The 16,502-nt window shown below is 73.2% G+C and carries 15 protein-coding genes and 1 pseudogene; 9 read left to right on the forward strand and 7 right to left on the reverse strand.

Annotated elements, in window-relative coordinates; all coding sequences use genetic code 11:
* Nucleotides 1-1,148: 6-phosphofructokinase (locus RIM90_RS24310; protein WP_375165533.1), on the reverse strand; the 1,148-nt coding region annotated here is incomplete at its 3' end.
* Between RIM90_RS24310 and RIM90_RS24315 the strand changes: the two are divergent.
* The 6 genes and pseudogenes from RIM90_RS24315 to RIM90_RS31605 form a co-directional block, all read left to right on the forward strand.
* Nucleotides 1,041-1,352: pseudogene (locus RIM90_RS24315) on the forward strand (transposase); the annotation flags it as partial. The gene RIM90_RS24310 and the pseudogene RIM90_RS24315 overlap by 108 nt on opposite strands.
* Nucleotides 1,353-1,809: 457 nt before the next feature.
* Nucleotides 1,810-3,108 carry an alpha/beta fold hydrolase gene (locus RIM90_RS24320; RefSeq protein ID WP_309062890.1) on the forward strand — a complete coding sequence of 433 codons (1,299 nt, stop codon included), beginning with the start codon at nucleotides 1,810-1,812 and terminating at the stop codon, nucleotides 3,106-3,108.
* Between the two features lie 56 nt (nucleotides 3,109-3,164).
* The gene (locus RIM90_RS24325) at nucleotides 3,165-3,800 is read left to right on the forward strand and encodes an MBL fold metallo-hydrolase (RefSeq protein WP_309062891.1); all 636 of its coding nucleotides are present in this window, start codon (nucleotides 3,165-3,167) and stop codon (nucleotides 3,798-3,800) included.
* A 52-nt stretch (nucleotides 3,801-3,852) separates the two neighbouring features.
* On the forward strand, nucleotides 3,853-4,632 hold the full coding sequence (locus RIM90_RS24330) for an exodeoxyribonuclease III (protein ID WP_309062892.1): 780 nt from the start codon (nucleotides 3,853-3,855) through the stop codon (nucleotides 4,630-4,632).
* 96 nt (nucleotides 4,633-4,728) lie between these two features.
* Entirely contained in the window at nucleotides 4,729-5,136 is a 408-nt protein-coding gene (locus RIM90_RS24335; RefSeq protein ID WP_309062893.1) for a DUF6278 family protein, read from the forward strand.
* Between the two features lie 135 nt (nucleotides 5,137-5,271).
* Nucleotides 5,272-5,487, forward strand: a complete 216-nt coding sequence (locus RIM90_RS31605; RefSeq protein ID WP_375165535.1) for a hypothetical protein — start codon at nucleotides 5,272-5,274, stop codon at nucleotides 5,485-5,487.
* Between the two features lie 288 nt (nucleotides 5,488-5,775).
* Here RIM90_RS31605 and RIM90_RS24345 read toward each other — a convergent pair whose 3' ends face one another.
* Entirely contained in the window at nucleotides 5,776-6,531 is a 756-nt protein-coding gene (locus tag RIM90_RS24345) for a hypothetical protein (RefSeq protein WP_309062894.1), read from the reverse strand.
* Nucleotides 6,532-6,551: 20 nt separating this feature from the next.
* Entirely contained in the window at nucleotides 6,552-6,698 is a 147-nt protein-coding gene (locus RIM90_RS24350; RefSeq protein WP_309062895.1) for a hypothetical protein, read from the reverse strand.
* 173 nt (nucleotides 6,699-6,871) lie between these two features.
* Between RIM90_RS24350 and RIM90_RS24355 the strand changes: the two genes are divergently transcribed.
* The 3 genes from RIM90_RS24355 to ggt all read left to right on the forward strand — a co-directional run bounded on the left by RIM90_RS24355 (nucleotide 6,872) and on the right by ggt (nucleotide 11,038).
* Nucleotides 6,872-8,074 carry an FAD-dependent oxidoreductase gene (locus tag RIM90_RS24355; protein WP_309062896.1) on the forward strand — a complete coding sequence of 401 codons (1,203 nt, stop codon included), beginning with the start codon at nucleotides 6,872-6,874 and terminating at the stop codon, nucleotides 8,072-8,074.
* A 10-nt stretch (nucleotides 8,075-8,084) separates the two neighbouring features.
* Nucleotides 8,085-9,038, forward strand: coding sequence for a sigma-70 family RNA polymerase sigma factor (locus RIM90_RS24360; protein WP_309062897.1), 954 nt, complete (start codon nucleotides 8,085-8,087; stop codon nucleotides 9,036-9,038).
* A 161-nt stretch (nucleotides 9,039-9,199) separates the two neighbouring features.
* Nucleotides 9,200-11,038, forward strand: coding sequence for a gamma-glutamyltransferase (gene ggt / locus RIM90_RS24365; protein WP_309062898.1), 1,839 nt, complete (start codon nucleotides 9,200-9,202; stop codon nucleotides 11,036-11,038).
* A 97-nt stretch (nucleotides 11,039-11,135) separates the two neighbouring features.
* Here the strand turns inward: ggt and RIM90_RS24370 are convergent, their stop codons facing one another.
* The 4 genes from RIM90_RS24370 to RIM90_RS24385 all read right to left on the reverse strand — a co-directional run bounded on the left by RIM90_RS24370 (nucleotide 11,136) and on the right by RIM90_RS24385 (nucleotide 16,488).
* Entirely contained in the window at nucleotides 11,136-13,664 is a 2,529-nt protein-coding gene (locus RIM90_RS24370) for an ATP-dependent Clp protease ATP-binding subunit (RefSeq protein ID WP_309062901.1), read from the reverse strand.
* Nucleotides 13,665-13,884: 220 nt separating this feature from the next.
* On the reverse strand, nucleotides 13,885-14,322 hold the full coding sequence (locus tag RIM90_RS24375) for a lasso peptide biosynthesis B2 protein (RefSeq protein WP_309062899.1): 438 nt from the start codon (nucleotides 14,320-14,322) through the stop codon (nucleotides 13,885-13,887).
* Nucleotides 14,319-14,573: a lasso peptide biosynthesis PqqD family chaperone gene (locus RIM90_RS24380; protein ID WP_309062900.1), complete on the reverse strand. Its 255-nt coding sequence runs from the start codon at nucleotides 14,571-14,573 to the stop codon at nucleotides 14,319-14,321. The genes RIM90_RS24375 and RIM90_RS24380 overlap by 4 nt, the downstream gene beginning before the upstream one ends.
* A 49-nt stretch (nucleotides 14,574-14,622) precedes the next feature.
* Entirely contained in the window at nucleotides 14,623-16,488 is a 1,866-nt protein-coding gene (locus tag RIM90_RS24385; RefSeq protein WP_309062902.1) for a lasso peptide isopeptide bond-forming cyclase, read from the reverse strand.
* Nucleotides 16,489-16,502 lie beyond the last annotated feature (14 nt).

Below are 16,502 nucleotides of genomic sequence, written 5' to 3' on the forward strand. Positions count from 1 at the left end.
GGTTTGACGATGTTGTAGCAGTAGACGAGTTCACCGGCGCTGGCGTGCCCGGACACGTGCACCTTGGCGTTGCCCTTGTGGACCACGTGGGCGCCCCACCGGGTGAGTCCGTTGATCACCCGGTAGACGGCGTTCTCGTTGCCGGGGATGAGGGAGCTGGCGAGCAGGACGGTGTCGCCCTCGCCGATGCGGATCTGGTGGTCGCGGTTGGCCATCCGCGACAGCGCGGCCATCGGTTCGCCCTGGGAGCCGGTGCACACCAGAGTGATCTTGTGGTCCGGGAGTTTCTCCAGCTCCTTCGTGCTCACGACCAGACCGGAGGGGACCTTCAGATAGCCCAGATCACGGGCGATGCCCATGTTGCGGACCATCGACCGGCCGACGAAGGCGACCTTGCGGCCGTGCTGGTGGGCGGCGTCCAGGACCTGCTGGATGCGGTGCACATGACTGGCGAAGCTGGAGACGATGACCCGCCGGGGAGCGGTGCGCATCACCTGCTCGATCGCGGGGTTCGGTTCGCGTTCGGAGGTGGTGAAGCCGGGTACCTCGGCGTTGGTGGAGTCGGTGAGGAAGAGATCGACGCCTTCCTCGCCGAGGCGTGCGAAGGCGCGCAGGCCGGTGATCCGGTTGTCGAGGGGGAACTGGTCCATCTTGAAGTCGCCGGTGTGCGGCACCAGTCCGGCGCTCGTGTGCAGGGCTACCGCGAGCCCGTCCGGGATGGAGCGGTTGACGGCCACGAACTCGCCGCGGTGCACGGCCTCCACCGCGTGCCAGCCGAACCGCGTGGCCAGCACCCTGTCGTACGCCGTCGGCGTGCCGCCGCGCTGGACGTGTCCGAGGATGACCGGACGGGCCTCCTTGCCGAGCCGCGCCTCCAGCTCGAGGGAGAGCTGCCGCGCGATCCCGGCGAACCGCTCGTGGCCGTAGACGTCCTTGCCGCCCTCGTCGAAGTCCATCGTCCCGGGCTTCGGCTTGGCGCCCTCGGCGGCCACCACGATCGCGAACCGCTTGCCGGCCGAGAACCGCTCACCGACCCTCGCGGACCGATCGTGCTGGTCTGGGACAACCTCAACACCCACCTCACCGCCGGGATGCGCCGCTACATCGCCGACCGCGACTGGCTCACCGTCTTCCAGCTGCCGTCCCACGCACCCGACCTCAACCCGGTCGAGGACATCTGGTCCGTTCTGTGACGCACCACCACGGCCAACCGGGCCTTCACCGACCCCGACGACCTGATCACCGCGATCCGACGCGGCCTACGCCGACTCCAGCACCGCCACGACGTCCTCGACGGCTGCCTCACCGGCACCGGCCTCCGCGCGAGCCACCATGACGACACCACGCTTTGAAGGTCAGTAAGTCCATGGCCGGAGAACGCGATCTTCCCTTGCCGGGGCCAGTGCTGGTGGCCCTCAAGTCGTTCAAGGCTCTCCAGGCCAGGAAGAAGCCCGTCCTGGGTGGGGCTTACTCGGACGGTGCCGGGTGGCCTTCAGGCTGCTGATCGGAGTGATCACGGAAGACTTCCGGCTGCGTCACGTCGATCCTTGGGGACGGCACTACGTGCTTTGCTGCAAACCCGGATCAGCTGGCAGCCGTGCCGTTGGAGGAAGCAGCGCGTCGACGCGAGGACTGGGTGAGAGCGTGGCCAGGAGGCCACACTGCCCCACCGGACACGCGTACACGCCGAAGGGCTCAGACTCGATCGACGAGGCCGTCGGCAGTGCCCGACGAGTCGAGCCGCGAGGGCCTGAGCCGCCGGCTTCCCCGGCTGTGTGAGATTTCGTGAGACGTGAGAGGGTCTGGGGCGTGAGTGAGACACCGTCGAACACCCTGCAATACCGCTTTGACGGGCCAGAAGAGGCCCCGGTCCTGATCCTCGGCCCCTCACTGGGTACCACATGGCACATGTGGGACCGGCAGGTCCCCGAACTGACCCGGCAGTGGCGCGTGTTCCGGTTCGATCTGCCGGGACACGGAGGCGCCCCCGCGTACCCCGCGGGCGCGGTCGCCGATCTCACCGCGCGGCTGCTCACCACCCTCGAGGGCCTCGGCGTGCAGCGCTTCGGCTACGCGGGCTGCGCGTTCGGCGGCGCCATCGGCATCGAACTGGCCCTGCGCCACCCCGAACGCCTCGCCTCCCTCGCGCTGATCGCCGCCTCGCCCCGGTTCGGCACGGCGGACGAGTTCCGCCAGCGCGGGGTCGTCGTGCGCACCAACGGCCTCGACCCCATCGCCCGCTCCGCGCCGGACCGCTGGTTCACCGGCGGGTTCGCCGCCGCCCAGCCCGCGATCACCGAGTGGGCCGTGCAGATGGTGCGCACCACCGACCCCGGCTGCTACATCGCCGCCTGCGAGGCGCTCGCCTCCTTCGACGTGCGCGCCGAACTCGGCAGCGTCGGCGTGCCGACCCTGGTGCTGGTCGGCTCCGAGGACCAGGTCACCGGCCCCGCCGAGGCGCGCACCCTGGTCGCCGGGATCCCGGACGCCCGGCTCGCCGTCGTACCCGGCGCCTCCCATCTGGTGCCGGTGGAGCAGCCCGCCGCCGTCACCGACCTGCTGGTGAGGCACTTCTCCACCGCCTGGCAGCCCGTCTTCGAGACCGCCACCGGCCAGACCGCCCTGCCCGCGGCGGCGGCCGTACCGGCCCTGGCCGCCGTCCCGCCGCAGCCCGCCCCCGTCGCCGAGATCGCCCCGCCCGCCGCGGTGCCGCAGGCGCAGGGCAGGCCCGACCCGTACGACACCGGGATCAAGGTCCGCCGGGAGGTGCTGGGCGACGCGCACGTGGACGGGGTGCTGGCGCGGGCCGACGCGTTCTCGGGCGACTTCCAGGAGTTCGTCACCCGCTACGCCTGGGGCGAGGTCTGGGACCGGCCCGGACTCGACCGGCGCACCCGCAGCTGCGTCACCCTCACCGCCCTGGTCGCCGGCGGCCACCTGGAGGACCTCGCCTCCCACACCCGGGCCGCCCTGCGCAACGGCCTCACCCCGGACGAGATCAAGGAGGTGCTGCTCCAGGCGGCCGTGTACTGCGGCATCCCGGCGGCGAACAGCGCGTTCCGGGTGGCCCAGCAGGTCATCCACGAGGAGACCACACCCCAGGAGTGATCCCCGGGCACCCCTGCCGCCCGCGCGGTGGCGGGCAGCAGGGGCAGGATGGACGCATGAAGCTCACGAAGAAGTCGCACTCCTGCGTCCGTCTGGAGAAGGACGGCCGCACCCTCGTCCTCGACCCCGGCGGATTCAGCGAGGAGGACGCCGCGCTCGGTGCGGACGCCGTCCTGGTCACGCACGAGCACCCCGACCACTTCGACGAGGGCCGGCTGCGCACCGCCCTGGAGGCCAACCCGGCCGCCGAGATCTGGACGCTGAAATCGGTCGCGGAGCGGATCTCGGCGGCGTTCCCGGGCCGGGTGCACACCGTCGGCCACGGCGACACCTTCACCGCTGCGGGCTTCGACGTCCAGGTGCACGGCGAACTGCACGCGGTGATCCACCCGGACATCCCGCGCGTCACCAACGTCGGCTACCTCGTCGACGGCGGGAAGCTCTTCCACCCCGGGGACGCGCTCACCGTCCCCGACCACCCGGTCGAGACGCTGATGCTGCCCGTCATGGCCCCCTGGAACAAGATCTCGGAGGTCATCGACTACGTCCGCGAGGTCGCGCCGCGACGCGCCTACGACATCCACGACGCCCTGCTCACCGACCTCGCCCGCCCGATCTACGACCGCCAGATCGGCGCGCTCGGCGGCTGTGGGCACCTGCGGCTCGCGCCGGGGACGTCGGCCGACCTGTGAGCCGGCGAGCGGCGGCCGGGGGTTGTCACAGGGGCCGGGTAGGTTGGGGGACATGCGCATCGCGACCTGGAACGTGAACTCGATCACCGCCCGCCTGCCGAGGCTCCTGGCCTGGCTGGAGAGCAGCGGCACGGACGTGCTGTGCCTCCAGGAGGCCAAGGTCGCCGAGGAGAAGTTCCCGGTGGAGGAGCTGCGCGAGCTGGGCTACGAGTCGGCGGTGCACGCCACCGGCCGGTGGAACGGCGTGGCGGTGCTCTCCCGCGTCGGCCTGGAGGACGTCGTCAAGGGCCTGCCCGGCGACCCCGGTTACGAGGGCTCCGTCGAGCCGCGCGCCGTCTCCGCGACCTGCGGCCCGGTCCGGGTCTGGTCGGTCTACGTGCCGAACGGCCGCGAGGTGGACCACCCCCACTACGCGTACAAGCTCCAGTGGTTCGAGGCCCTGAAGGCGGCCGTGGCCGGTGACGCGGCGGGCAGCCGCCCGTTCGCGGTCCTGGGCGACTACAACGTGGCCCCGACCGACGACGACGTCTACGACCGGGCCGCCTTCGAGGGCTCCACCCACGTCACCCCCGCCGAGCGCGCCGCCCTGGCCTCCCTGCGCGAGGCCGGCCTGTCCGACGTCGTCCCGCGCCCCCTCAAGTACGAGCACCCGTTCACGTACTGGGACTACCGCCAGCTCTGCTTCCCGAAGAACCGCGGCATGCGCATCGACCTGGTGTACGGGAACGCGTCGTTCGCCGAGGCGGTCACGGACTCCTACGTCGACCGCGAGGAGCGCAAGGGCAAGGGCGCCTCGGACCACGCGCCGGTCGTGGTGGACCTGGACGTGTAGTCCTCCGGTCCGCGGCGGCCGGTCGCGCCTCCCGTCGGCCCGCCCGACCCCGCGCGCCTGTGGTGCAGAGGGCGGTACGAATGACAGGCTGGAGGTATGAACATCCCTTTCCTGGGCAATCGGCGCCAGAAGGTCGGGTTTCCCGATCCCGAGGGCATCGCGGACCTCCTCGCGGAGTGTGAACTGCTGCGTTCCCAGGCCTTCCGGGCGGGTGTCCGACTGGACGACTCCCCGGCCTCGTTGGAGGCGCTGGACCAACTGGTGCCGGGCTGGCGGGACGACGAGGAGACCCTGACCTGGCTGGGCAACGACGCCGGGCTGTACCTGGGCACCGTCATCGTGCGCACCGTGCCGGGGGCCGCCTGGGAGATCCGCTCCGACGGACAGCCCGTCGTACGGCTCGTCTCCGGCAGGGAGTTCGACGTCGTGGACTCCGGACACGCGTGGGCCGCCCACGGCGTGCCCGAGCTGTCGCAGCTGTACGCCGAGGTCGCGGAGGCGTGAAACGCTCTCGGGCCTCGGCCGACGGCCCGGCGTAAATACGGCTAATGGCCGGAGAGCGCGTGTCGCGCCGTCCCGGCGATCTTGCCCGGATACGTTGCGGCGACCACCACACAGCCGACGCAAGCAGAGGTGGGTATGGCCGCCGATCCGCTGACCGAACCGCGTGGCGTCAACAAGTACTTCGGGGACCTGCACGTCCCGCAGGACATCGAGTTCACCGTGGGCAAGGGGGAAGCGGTCGTCTCCACGGCCGACGGCCGGATCCCCGAGGACCGCACATCCGGTGACTTCTTCACCCGCCCGAGCAGCGACCGGGCCGGAGACCGCCCCTCCAAGATCCTCAAGCGCTGAGCGGGGTGACGCCCGCGGACCCGTCCGCCCGGACCTCGACTAGGATGTTCCCTCCGTCCCGGTGGGGGAGAGGGCTTCGCCGCAGGAGCGGGGACACCGCCGCCGGGAGGGGCCCACCGCCCCCGGCCCGCGGGGAGCGGCGGTTCACATCGGCCAGTCCCGTCCGGCGGCAGCCGGAGATCACTGCTCGCGCGGCGGAACCGACACGTACGACGGGTCGTCCGCCGGTGAGGAGAAGGTCAGCTGCGCGCCGGACGGGTTGTGTCGACACGGAGCGCACGGCGCCCCTCAGGGCGCCCGGTGCGAAGTGCGGGGAGCGGCAGCCGGCAGCGGGCTCTGCGCCGCCCGGGTCACGTCCGCGACCAGTTCGACCACATCGGGGCCGTACGCCTGCGAGTTGACCACCTTCAGCAGCAGGACGAAGGAGCCGGAGCCGTGCTTGCGGGCCAGCCGTTCGTGGTTGCGGGCGAGGTAGCGGGTGGCGGCCTGGTTGGTGATCGCGCGCTGACCGCAGAACAGGAACACCGGCCGGGCGTCGTGCCGTTCACCGGCGGTCAGCCGGGCCAGCAGGACGTACTCGGTGACGCCCGGGTCCATGCGGTAGCGCTCGGTGCCGATCTGGAAGGCGCCCCGGTCCGGGCCCGGCTCCGGATCGACGTTGACCCGCACGCCCGGCAGCATCGCCGCCATGTGGGCCGTCATCCGCCGGTTCGACCCCGGACCGCCCACACAGAACTCGGTCCGCTCGCCGAAGCCCTGGTGCACCGCGTCCTGCGTCACCATCCGGACGTGCGCCCCGCAGTCCTTGATCAGCGCGGACAGTTCCAGCAGCGCGAACACGTCGAAGCGGTGCACCGCGGGCTCCACCGCGGCCGGATCGCGGTTGACGACGAGCAGCGACTCGGAGTTCTCCGGCAACCCGAAGAAGGCTTGCTTGCGCCGGAGCTTCCGCCTCCACAGATACGTGCGGGCGATCCAGCCCAGCGCGGCGCTGATGCCGGCGGCCACCACACCCAGAACGATGTTGCGCACGTCGTCGGTCATGGGCGCGCATGGTAGTGGCCTCACGCACACCCGTGTTCGACGGCCTCGGCGCGGCCGTTCCCCGGCGCGGCCGGGTCGGCGGGTGCGAGGCCGACGCGTCCGGCGGGTTCGCCCACGGGCACCTTCCGCTCGGCGGGCCCGACGTCGGTGCCGACGGTGATCGGCATCGGATCACCTCGTCCGGCCCGGCCCGGCCCGTATCCGCGCCGCCTCGGCGTCGCGGGCATCGCCGGGCGGCATTCCCGCCGCCGTGTGACCCATGTCACATGGAGTTCCTGTCAGCAATCGGGGCGCCGCTCCGCTCAATCACCGGGAACGAGCGAACCGACAGGAGCAGCACATGAAGCACCGCATCGTCGTCCTCGGCGCCGGCTATGCCGGGGCCTACGTGGCCGGGAACCTGGTCCGCCGGCTGTCCCCGGCGGACACCGAGATCACCGTGGTCAACGCCGAGCCGGATTTCGTCCAGCGGCTGCGGCTGCACCAGCTCGCGGCCGGCCACGAGATCGAGGCTCCGCAGCTCGCCGACGTCTTCGCGGGCACGGACATCCGGCTGCGCCTGGCCCGCGTCACCGCCGTCGACCCCGAGCGCCGGGCCGTCGCCGTGGCCGACGCCGACGGCGGCGGCGAGCTCGGCTACGACACGCTGGTCTACGCGCTCGGCAGCCGCGTCGCCGACCACGGCGTCCCCGGTGCGGCCGAGCACGCCTTCGACGTCACCGGCCGGCCCTCGGCGCTGCGCCTGCGCGAGCGCCTGGACAGCCTGGCCGAGCGGGGCGAAGGCGGAAGTGTGCTGGTCGTCGGCGACGGGCTGACCGGCATCGAGACCGCCACCGAGATCGCCGAAGCCCGGCCCGGCCTGTCGGTGACGCTGGTCGCCCGCGGCGAGCTGGGCGCCCCGCTCTCCGCCGGAGCCCGCGGCCACCTGCGCCGCGCCTGCGACCGGTTCGGCATCACCGTCGTGGAGCACACCACCGTCGAAGCCGTCGAAGCGACACGCGTGCTGTGCGCCGACGGCACCGCCCTGGCGTCCGACGCCACCGTGTGGACGGCCGGGTTCGCCGTCCACCCCATCGCCGCCGCCAGCGGACTGGAGGTCACCGAGAGCGGCCAGATCGTCGTCGACCGCACCATGCGGTCCCTCTCGCACCCGAACGTCTACGCCGCCGGCGACAGCGTCCACGCCATCGGTGACAACGGCCGGCCGCTGCCGATGTCCTGCGCTTCGGCCGGCTACACCGGCCGGCAGGCCACGGAGGCGATCGTGGGACGCCTGACCGGCCACAAGATCGCGAACGTGAAGCTGGTCTACCCGGGCAACCACATCAGCCTCGGGCGGCGGGACGGGATCCTGCAGATGGTCGACGACGAAGGGCGGGCAAAGCCGAAGCACGTGGGCGGCCGGAAGGCCGCGCGGATCAAGGCGGGCATCCTCGGGATGTCGCTGTGGGCCACCTCGCACCCCACCTTCGGCCTGCCCCGGCGCAAGCGCCGCCTGGCCACCACGCCCGTTGCGGCCGCCGCGAACCGTGTGGCCGCCTAGGGTGGTCCGCGTGGACAGCACCTCCACCGACGGCTTCGACACCGGTCGCTTCGAGGCCAGCCGGAACCGGCTGGCCTCGCTGGCGTACCGGCTGCTGGGCTCCGCCACCGACGCCGAGGACGCCGTGCAGGACGCGTTCCTGCACTGGCAGGCCGCCGACCGGCAGCGGATCAAGGTGCCGGAGGCCTGGCTGACCAAGGTCGTCACCAACCTGTGCCTCGACCGGCTCCGCTCGGCACAGGCCCGCCGCGAACGCACCGTGGGCGCCTGGCTGCCCGAACCGCTCCTCGACGGCGACCCGATGCTCGGCCCGGCCGACACCTTCGAGCAGCGCGAATCGGTCTCCCTGGCCGTGCTGACGCTCATGGAACGCCTGTCACCCCCCGAGCGGGCCGTCTACATCCTGCGCGAAGCGTTCTCCCACAGCCACGCGGAGATCGCCGAGATCCTCGACATCACCGAGTCCGCGAGCCAGCAGCACCTGCACCGGGCCCGGCGCCGCGTCACCGCCGCGCGCCACCGCGGCGGCGAGGTCGACCCGGCGTCCGCCCGCAGGATCGTCGAGGAGTTCCTCGCCGCCGCCGTCTCCGGCCGCACCGAGCGGCTGGTGGCGCTGCTCACCGACGACGCGACCGCGATCTCCGACGGCGCCGGCCTGACCGAGAAGCTGCTGCGGTACGACACTCCGCAGCGCGTCGCCGCCGTCGCACGGGCCGGCTTCAAACCCACCCCCGCGAAGCGGCGCCTGGTCGGCGGCACGCCCGCCGTGCACTACGCGGTCGTCAACGGCGTCCCCGCCATCCTCACGGCGGTGGGCGACCGGGTCGTCGGCTCCGTGACGTTCGACATCGCCAACGGAAGGATCGCAACCGTGCGCGGCATCGCCGCCCCCGCCCGCCTCGTCCGCCTCACCGAAGCCTGGCGGCAGCACGAACCGGACACGCCGCTCATCGCCCAGTGGTGACCCGACGCCGACCGCGGCCACGCGCGGCACAGGAGCCCGGACCCTCGACACGTGGTCCGCGGGCACGCCCGGAGATCCGTGACGGCACGCCCCGCGGGGCTCCTGACGGGACCATGGCGACTGAACTAAGCTGCGCGGACGGCCTGTCACCGGAGGTGCGGATGCGTCGCCCTGTCATTCGGAAACCGGTCACCCGGAAACCGGTCACCCGGAAACTGGTGGTCCCGGCGGTCTGTGCCGCCGTGGTCTCGGTGGGGGCGGCAGCGCCCCCCGCCCAGCACGGCACGCCCGACGACCGGGCTCCCAAGACCCCGGTCGCCGTCGGTCACGGCGGCGCGGTCTCCAGCGTCGATCCCGACGCCTCCGCCGCCGGGATCGAGATCCTGCGCAAGGGCGGCAACGCCGTCGACGCGGCCGTCGCCACCGCCGCCGCGCTCGGCGTCACCGAGCCCTACTCGGCCGGCATCGGCGGAGGCGGCTACTTCGTCCACTACGACGCCCGCTCCCGCACCGTGCACACCCTCGACGGCCGCGAAACCGCCCCGCTGACCGCCGACTCCGGCCTGTTCCTGGAGAACGGCCGGCCGATCCCCTTCGCCGAAGCCGTCAGCAGCGGTCTCGGCGTCGGCACCCCGGGGACCCCCGCCACCTGGCAGCGCGCGCTCGACGCCTGGGGCAGCAGGAAACTCGGGACGGTCCTGAAACCCGCCGAGCGGCTCGCCCGCGACGGCTTCACCGTCGACGAGACCTTCCGCGCGCAGACCGCCGCCAACGAGACCCGGTTCCGTCACTTCCCCGACACCGCCGAGCTGTTCCTGCCGGACGGCGAACTCCCGGTCGTCGGTTCCACCTTCAAGAACCCCGACCTGGCCCGCACCTACGCCGAGCTGCGCCGCAAGGGCGTCGACGCGCTGTACCGGGGCGACATCGGGCGGGACATCGTGAACACGGTCAACAAGCCACCCGTGGACCCCGGTTCGAGCTGGAACGCCCGTCCCGGCGACCTGTCCGCCCGTGACCTCGCCACCTACCGCGTCAAGTCCCAGCCGCCCACGAAGACCTCGTACCGCGGCCTGGACGTCTACTCCATCGCCCCGTCCTCCTCCGGTGGCACCACGGTCGGCGAGGCCCTCAACATCCTGGAGCGCACCGACCTTTCGAAGGCGAGCGACGTCCAGTACCTGCACCGCTTCATCGAGGCGAGCCGCATCGCGTTCGCGGACCGCGGCCGCTGGGTCGGCGACCCCGCCTTCGAGGACGTACCGACCAAGGAACTGCTCTCGCAGCGGTTCGCCGACTCCCGTGAGTGCCTCATCAAGGACGACGCCGTCCTCACCAGCCCGCTCGCCCCCGGCGACCCGCGCGACCCGCGGCCCTGCGCGACGGGCGGCACGGCGGCCCCGACGACGTACGAGGGCGAGAACACCACGCACCTCACCACCGCCGACCGGTGGGGCAACGTCGTCGCCTACACCCTCACCATCGAGCAGACCGGCGGCAGCGGCATCACCGTGCCGGGCCGGGGATTCCTGCTCAACAACGAGCTGACGGACTTCTCCTTCGCGCCGGCCGACCCGGCCGTGCACGACCCGAACCTGCCCGGTCCCGGCAAGCGGCCCCGCTCGTCGATCTCGCCGACGATCGTCCTCGACCGGCACGACAAGCCGGTCGTGGCGCTCGGCTCACCCGGCGGCTCCACCATCATCACCACGGTTCTGCAGACCCTCACCGGCTTCCTCGACCGCGGGCTGCCGCTGGCCGACGCGATCGCCGCGCCGCGCGCCAGCCAGCGCAACACGGCGCTCACGGACCTCGAACCCGGCCTGTACGGCAGCGCGGTGCGGCACGAACTGGAAGCCATCGGGCACTCCTTCCGGGAGAACCCGGAGATCGGCGCGACCACGGGCGTCCAGCGACTGCCGGGCGGCAAGTGGCTCGCGGCGGCGGAGAAGGTCCGCAGGGGCGGCGGCTCGGCGATGGTCGTGCACCCGGCGCGGTAGGCGGGCGTCCCGCGGCGGCGCGCCACGCCGTCCGGACGCACGGGCCGGCGCCCCCTGGCGTGTGCGCAGGGGGCGCCGGCCTTCCCCGCCCGTCCGCTCACAGCTCCGCGGTCGGCGTCTCCTGCGTACGGAAGGCGAGCCCGCCGTCCTCCGTGTCCACCGTCACCCGGCCGCCCTCCTTGACGCGGCCGTCCAGGAGCAGCCGGGAGAGCTGGTTGTCGACCTCCCGCTGGATGGTGCGGCGCAGCGGCCGGGCGCCGTACTCGGGCTGGTAGCCGCGCTCGGCCAGCCAGTCCACGGCCGCGTCGGTGAACTCGACCGAGATCCCCTGGCCCTTCAGCCCGCGCCGGGTGCCCTCCAGCAGCAGGTCGGTGATCTGCCGCAGCTCCTGGGCGGTCAGCTGGCGGAAGACCACGACCTCGTCGATCCGGTTGAGGAACTCGGGCCGGAAGTGCTCCCGCAGCGGCCGCAGGACCTGCTCGCGCCGCGCCTCCTCGTCCGCGTCCGTGCCACCCGCCGCGAAGCCCAGTGCCGCTCCGCGCCGGGTGATCACGTCGGAGCCGAGGTTGCTGGTCATCACGATGACGGTGTTGGTGAAGTCCACCGTCCGGCCCTGCGAGTCGGTCAGCCGGCCGTCGTCGAGGACCTGGAGCAGGATGTTGAAGACGTCCGGGTGCGCCTTCTCCACCTCGTCGAGCAGGAGCAGCGAGTACGGGTGCCGGCGCACCACCTCGGTCAGCTGCCCGGCCTCCTCGTGACCCACGTACCCGGGCGGGGCACCGACCAGCCGACTGACCGTGTGCCGCTCCTGGTACTCGCTCATGTCGAGGCGCACCATCCGGTCCTCGCTGCCGAACAGCGCCTCGGCGAGCGCCCGCGCCAACTCCGTCTTGCCGACGCCCGTCGGTCCGAGGAACAGGAAGCTGCCGATCGGCCGGTCGGGGCTGGAGAGGCCCGCGCGGGAGCGCAGCACCGCGTCCGAGACGACGCGCACCGCCTCCTCCTGACCGACGACCCGCTGGTGCAGGTGCTGCTCCAGGCCCAGCAGCCGGTCCTTCTCCTCCTCGGTGAGGCGGCTGACCGGGACGCCGGTCTGCCGGGACACCACCTCGGCGATCGCCTCGGCGTCCACCCACAGGCTCTGTCCCTCGTCGACCTCGTCCTCACCGCCGGCCTGGGCGATCCGCTGCTTCAGCTCCATGATGCGGTCCCGCAGCTGCGTGGCCTGCTCGTACTGCTCGTCGGCGACTGCCTGGTCCTTGTCGCAGGTCAGCTGCTCGACCTCGCGCTCCAAGGCCCGTACGTCGGTGCCCTTGGTGCGGGCCCGCAGCCGTACCCGGGCGCCGGCCTGGTCGATGAGGTCGATGGCCTTGTCCGGCAGACGGCGGTCGCTCAGATAGCGGTCGGACAGCTCGACCGCCGCCACCAGCGCCTCGTCGGTGTAGCGGACCTGGTGGTGGGCCTCGTACCGGTCCTGGAGCCCGCGCAGGATCTCGATCGCGTCCGCGGGGGTCGGCTCCGGCACCAGGATCGGCTGGAAGCGGCGGGCCAGCGCCGCGTCCTTCTCGATCCGGCGGTACTCCTCCAGCGTGGTCGCGCCCACGATGTGCAGCTCACCGCGGGCCAGGGCCGGCTTGAGGATGTTTCCGGCGTCCAGCGAACCGCCCTCGCCGCCGCCCCCGGCGCCGACGACGGTATGCAGCTCGTCGATGAAGATGATCAGTCGGTCGGAGTGGGAGCGGATCTCCTCGACGATGTTGTTCATCCGCTCCTCGAAGTCGCCCCGGTAGCGGGTACCGGCGACGACGCCCGTCAGGTCCAGGGCGACCACGCGCCGTCCGAGGAGCACGTCGGGCACGTCCCCCTCGGCGATCCGCTGGGCCAGCCCCTCCACGACGGCGGTCTTGCCGACGCCCGCGTCACCGATCAGCACCGGGTTGTTCTTGCCGCGCCGGGAGAGCACCTCGACGGTCTGCTCGATCTCCTGGTCCCGCCCGATCACCGGGTCGATACGGCCCTCGCGGGCCAGTGCGGTGAGGTCACGGCCGTACTTGTCCAGGGTCGGCGTGCCCGTCGCGGGGCGCGGCCGCTCGGCACGGGCCTGCGGGGCCTCCGGCGCCTCCTGCGGGCCGGAGGGGGCGAACCGGGCCGCGTTGAGGATGTGCCCGGCGGCCGAGTCGGGGTTGGCGGCCAGGGCGCTGAGCACGTGCTCCGGGCCGATGTAGCCGGCGCCGCTCGCCCGGGCCAGCTCGTGCGCGTCCAGCAGGGCCCGCTTGACGGCGGGGGTCAGGGACAGCGAGGTCGGCGGCGGGGCGTCACCGGGCCCGTACTGGACCGGCCCCGAGCGGTCGTCGATCTGCGACGCCAGTGAGTCGGGGTCCGCGCCCGCCCGGCTGAGCAGACTCCGGGTCGGCTCGGCGGAGAGGGCGGCGCGCAGCAGGTGCTGGGTGTCCAGGTCCCGGCTGCCGTGCTCGGCGGCGTACTGGGCGGCGCCGCGCACCAGCTCCCGGGCCGGCTGGCTGAGCAGCCTGCCGATGTCGATCTGGCGGGGGCGCGGTCCGCCGAAGAAGCGCGCGAGGAATTCTGCGAAAGGGTCACCCTCCGGGCCGATGAAGCCACTCGTCATCGTCATCCGTTCCTTCGCTGGTGGACGTGCCGGGGCCGGGTAACCCGGTCCGGGCTCGCTCATGCCACGATGACACGTTCCGTTCCGGCGGGCATGTCCAGGAAGGCGACGGAGCAGGTCGCGCGGGCCGGCCGCACCACGGGCCGGGTGCCGAGGGCTCGTGCCGGGTCCGGTGCCCGCTCCGCCGCGCGGCCGGGTCACCCGGCCGATGGGCCGGTGGTCACCGGGGCAGCGGGCGCGACGGCGGTCCGACGGCCATCAGCCGGGCGAAGTAGCCGTCGGGCACCCCTTCGCCGACCGGGTGGCCCTCCGCCTCGATCCAGGCGTGTGCGGTGAAGGGCGGGACGACGCGGGCCCCGGCGCACCAGGTCGGCCACGTTCCCTGGAGCCGGCACAGCAGCGCGGCTCCCAGGGAGCGCGGCAGGCACCCCTTCGGCCCGGTGCAGCGCAGGCTGACGGCGCACAGGGCGTCCCGCGCGTTCCGGGCCTGGGCGGCGGTGGCCGGTCTCGCGCCGCGCCGCACGACACGGAGCACGGCGCGGATCCGGCGGGGCGGCAGCAGGGCGAGCACGACGGCGGGCAGGAGGACCACACGTGCGGCCAGGCGTCGCCCGAGGGGCACCCCGGTGGGGCGTTCCAGCGCGCTGGGGGTCGTCATGAGGCCAGCCCCGCCTCGCGCAGGTGCCCGACGAGTGCCTCGACGTCCCGCAGGGCCTGCGCCTGCTCGATGTCGAACTCGCGGGCCAGGGCGGCTGCCGCGTCCGCGGCCTCGCCGCCGTCCAGCAGGGTCCGCACCACCAGGGTGGCGGTCGGGTTCAACTCCCAGTAGGTTCCGGCCCGTTCGTCCAGGAGTACGGTGCCGTAGTCGGTCTCGGCCGTGGAGACGTGTGCGTCGAACCGCAAGGGCATGACATCGCCTTTCTGCGCCGCGGGGCGGGCCCCAGCGGCAGGGGGAGGGCTACGGGAGCGGGATACCGGTCCGGGGGGTGCCGCGGGCGCGGGACAGCCCGCGCAGCCACACCTCGGCGGCGATCGTCGAGTAGAGGATGGCCGAGGACAGCCCGGGGGAGGCGGGCCGCCGGGCGAGGCGGCGCAGCTCGGCGCCGTCCACCAGGCCCAGTCGCTCCAGCCGGGAGTCCTCCCACAGCGCCAGCAGGTCGGCACGGTGTTCGCGCAGGCCGTTCGCGGCGTCCATGGAAGCGGTGGCCTTGGTCGTCCTGCGCAGGCAGGGCTCGGGAACCACGCCGCTCATCGCGGCGGTCAGCACCGGCTTGTACCGGAAGGGCGTGACGCGCTCGGCCGGGCGCACGGCGAGGCACGCCTCGATCACGCGGTCGTCGAGGAAGGGCGAGGCCATCGGCAGGCCGGTGCGGGCCGCCATGTGGTCCCACTGTCTGATGACGCGCGTGGTCGAGCGGATCTGTTCCAGGTCCGCGTGCATGCCCCGGTCGGGGTGCAGGGGCGTGGCCGTCGCCGCCGCGGCGAGCAGCGCCCGCCGGGCCAGCCGTTCGGCGTCCGCGGTCACCCAGTCGAACAGGCGGGGGGCCGTGCCCCAGCCGAGTCCCGTGGCGACGGAGGACGACGCGGTCGGCTCGCGCAGCCGGCCGGCGGCGTCGGCGAGCCACCTCCCGTACGGCCGTGAGTCGGCCAGGGCGCGGACGGTGTCGCCGAGCGGCCACTGCCACAGGGCCCGGAAGCCCCGCAACTGCCGCAGGGCGTACAGCGGACGGGTGCGCAGCAGCCGGTGGTAGTAGGCCTCGGAGCACCAGGCCACGTGGTCGCCGCCGATGCCGGTCAGGTGCACGCGGCTGCCGCGCGCGGCGAGCGCCGGCAGGTGGTGCAGGGCCCGGGAGCGGTCCATGACGCCGATGGTGGGTTCGTCGAGGACGTCGTCGATGCCGAGCAGATCGTCGTAGACCAGCGGCGAGGCGTCGGCGTCCCAGACGACGTGCTCGACGTCCGGGAGGTGCCGGGCCGCCTGCTCGGCCCAGTACAGGTCGGTGTCCGCCGGGTCACGTCCCGGCCAGGTGCCGGCCACCACGCGGGCGGGGGAGCGGTCGGCGAGGAAGCAGACGGAGGTGGAGTCCAGCCCGCCGGACAGGTCGCAGCTGACCACGCCGCCCCGCCGGGTCCGCGCGTCGACGGCCTCCCGGAGCGCCGTCCGGACCGGGACCGCCGCCTCGGCCAGCGGCACGACCGGCTCCGGTGGCGTCCACCAGCGGGCGTGCCGGGCGGTGCGCCCGTCCGCGGCGACGATCACGGCGTCCTGCGGGGGCACGGCGGTGACCGCGGGCCACAGGGACGTCTCGTAGAGCGGATGGGGGGCGGGCCACAGCAGACGGACGGCCAGCTCCCCCGGGTCGGGGTCGACCCCCAGGGCGTCGGCGAGCGCGTCGGCCCGGGTGGCGGCCACCCGCACGCCGGCGATCTCCGCGTGGAAGACCAGCCGGAGGCCGGAGGCGGTGCCCTGCACCCGGATCCGCCCGTCGAGGGCGGCCACCAGGTGGAAGCTGCCGGTGAGGGAGCGGGCCAGCGCTTCGGTCTCGGCGAGGTCGCGCAACCGCGCCGCCCTGCGCCGCAGTTCGTCCGCCTCGACGGGGCAACAGCCGATGACGGCCAGGGCGGCGTCGCCGGCCTGTGCCGTGACGGCCTCGTCGTCGTGCCAGTGGCCGACCAGCCAGGGCCGGCCCGAGGGATGGTTCACGGTCCGGCAGCCGGGCCGGGCGAAGGAGCGGGCCACGGCGGCCGCGTCCTCGCTGTCGGTGAAGACCGCGAAGTGCGCGTCGCCGGGGCCCGTCCCCGCACTTGCGTGCAGTGGTGTCATGACGTCGGGTCGGT

The sequence above is a fragment of the Streptomyces sp. genome (assembly GCF_031181555.1).
In the GTDB taxonomy this organism is placed as follows: domain Bacteria; phylum Actinomycetota; class Actinomycetes; order Streptomycetales; family Streptomycetaceae; genus Streptomyces; species Streptomyces fimbriatus.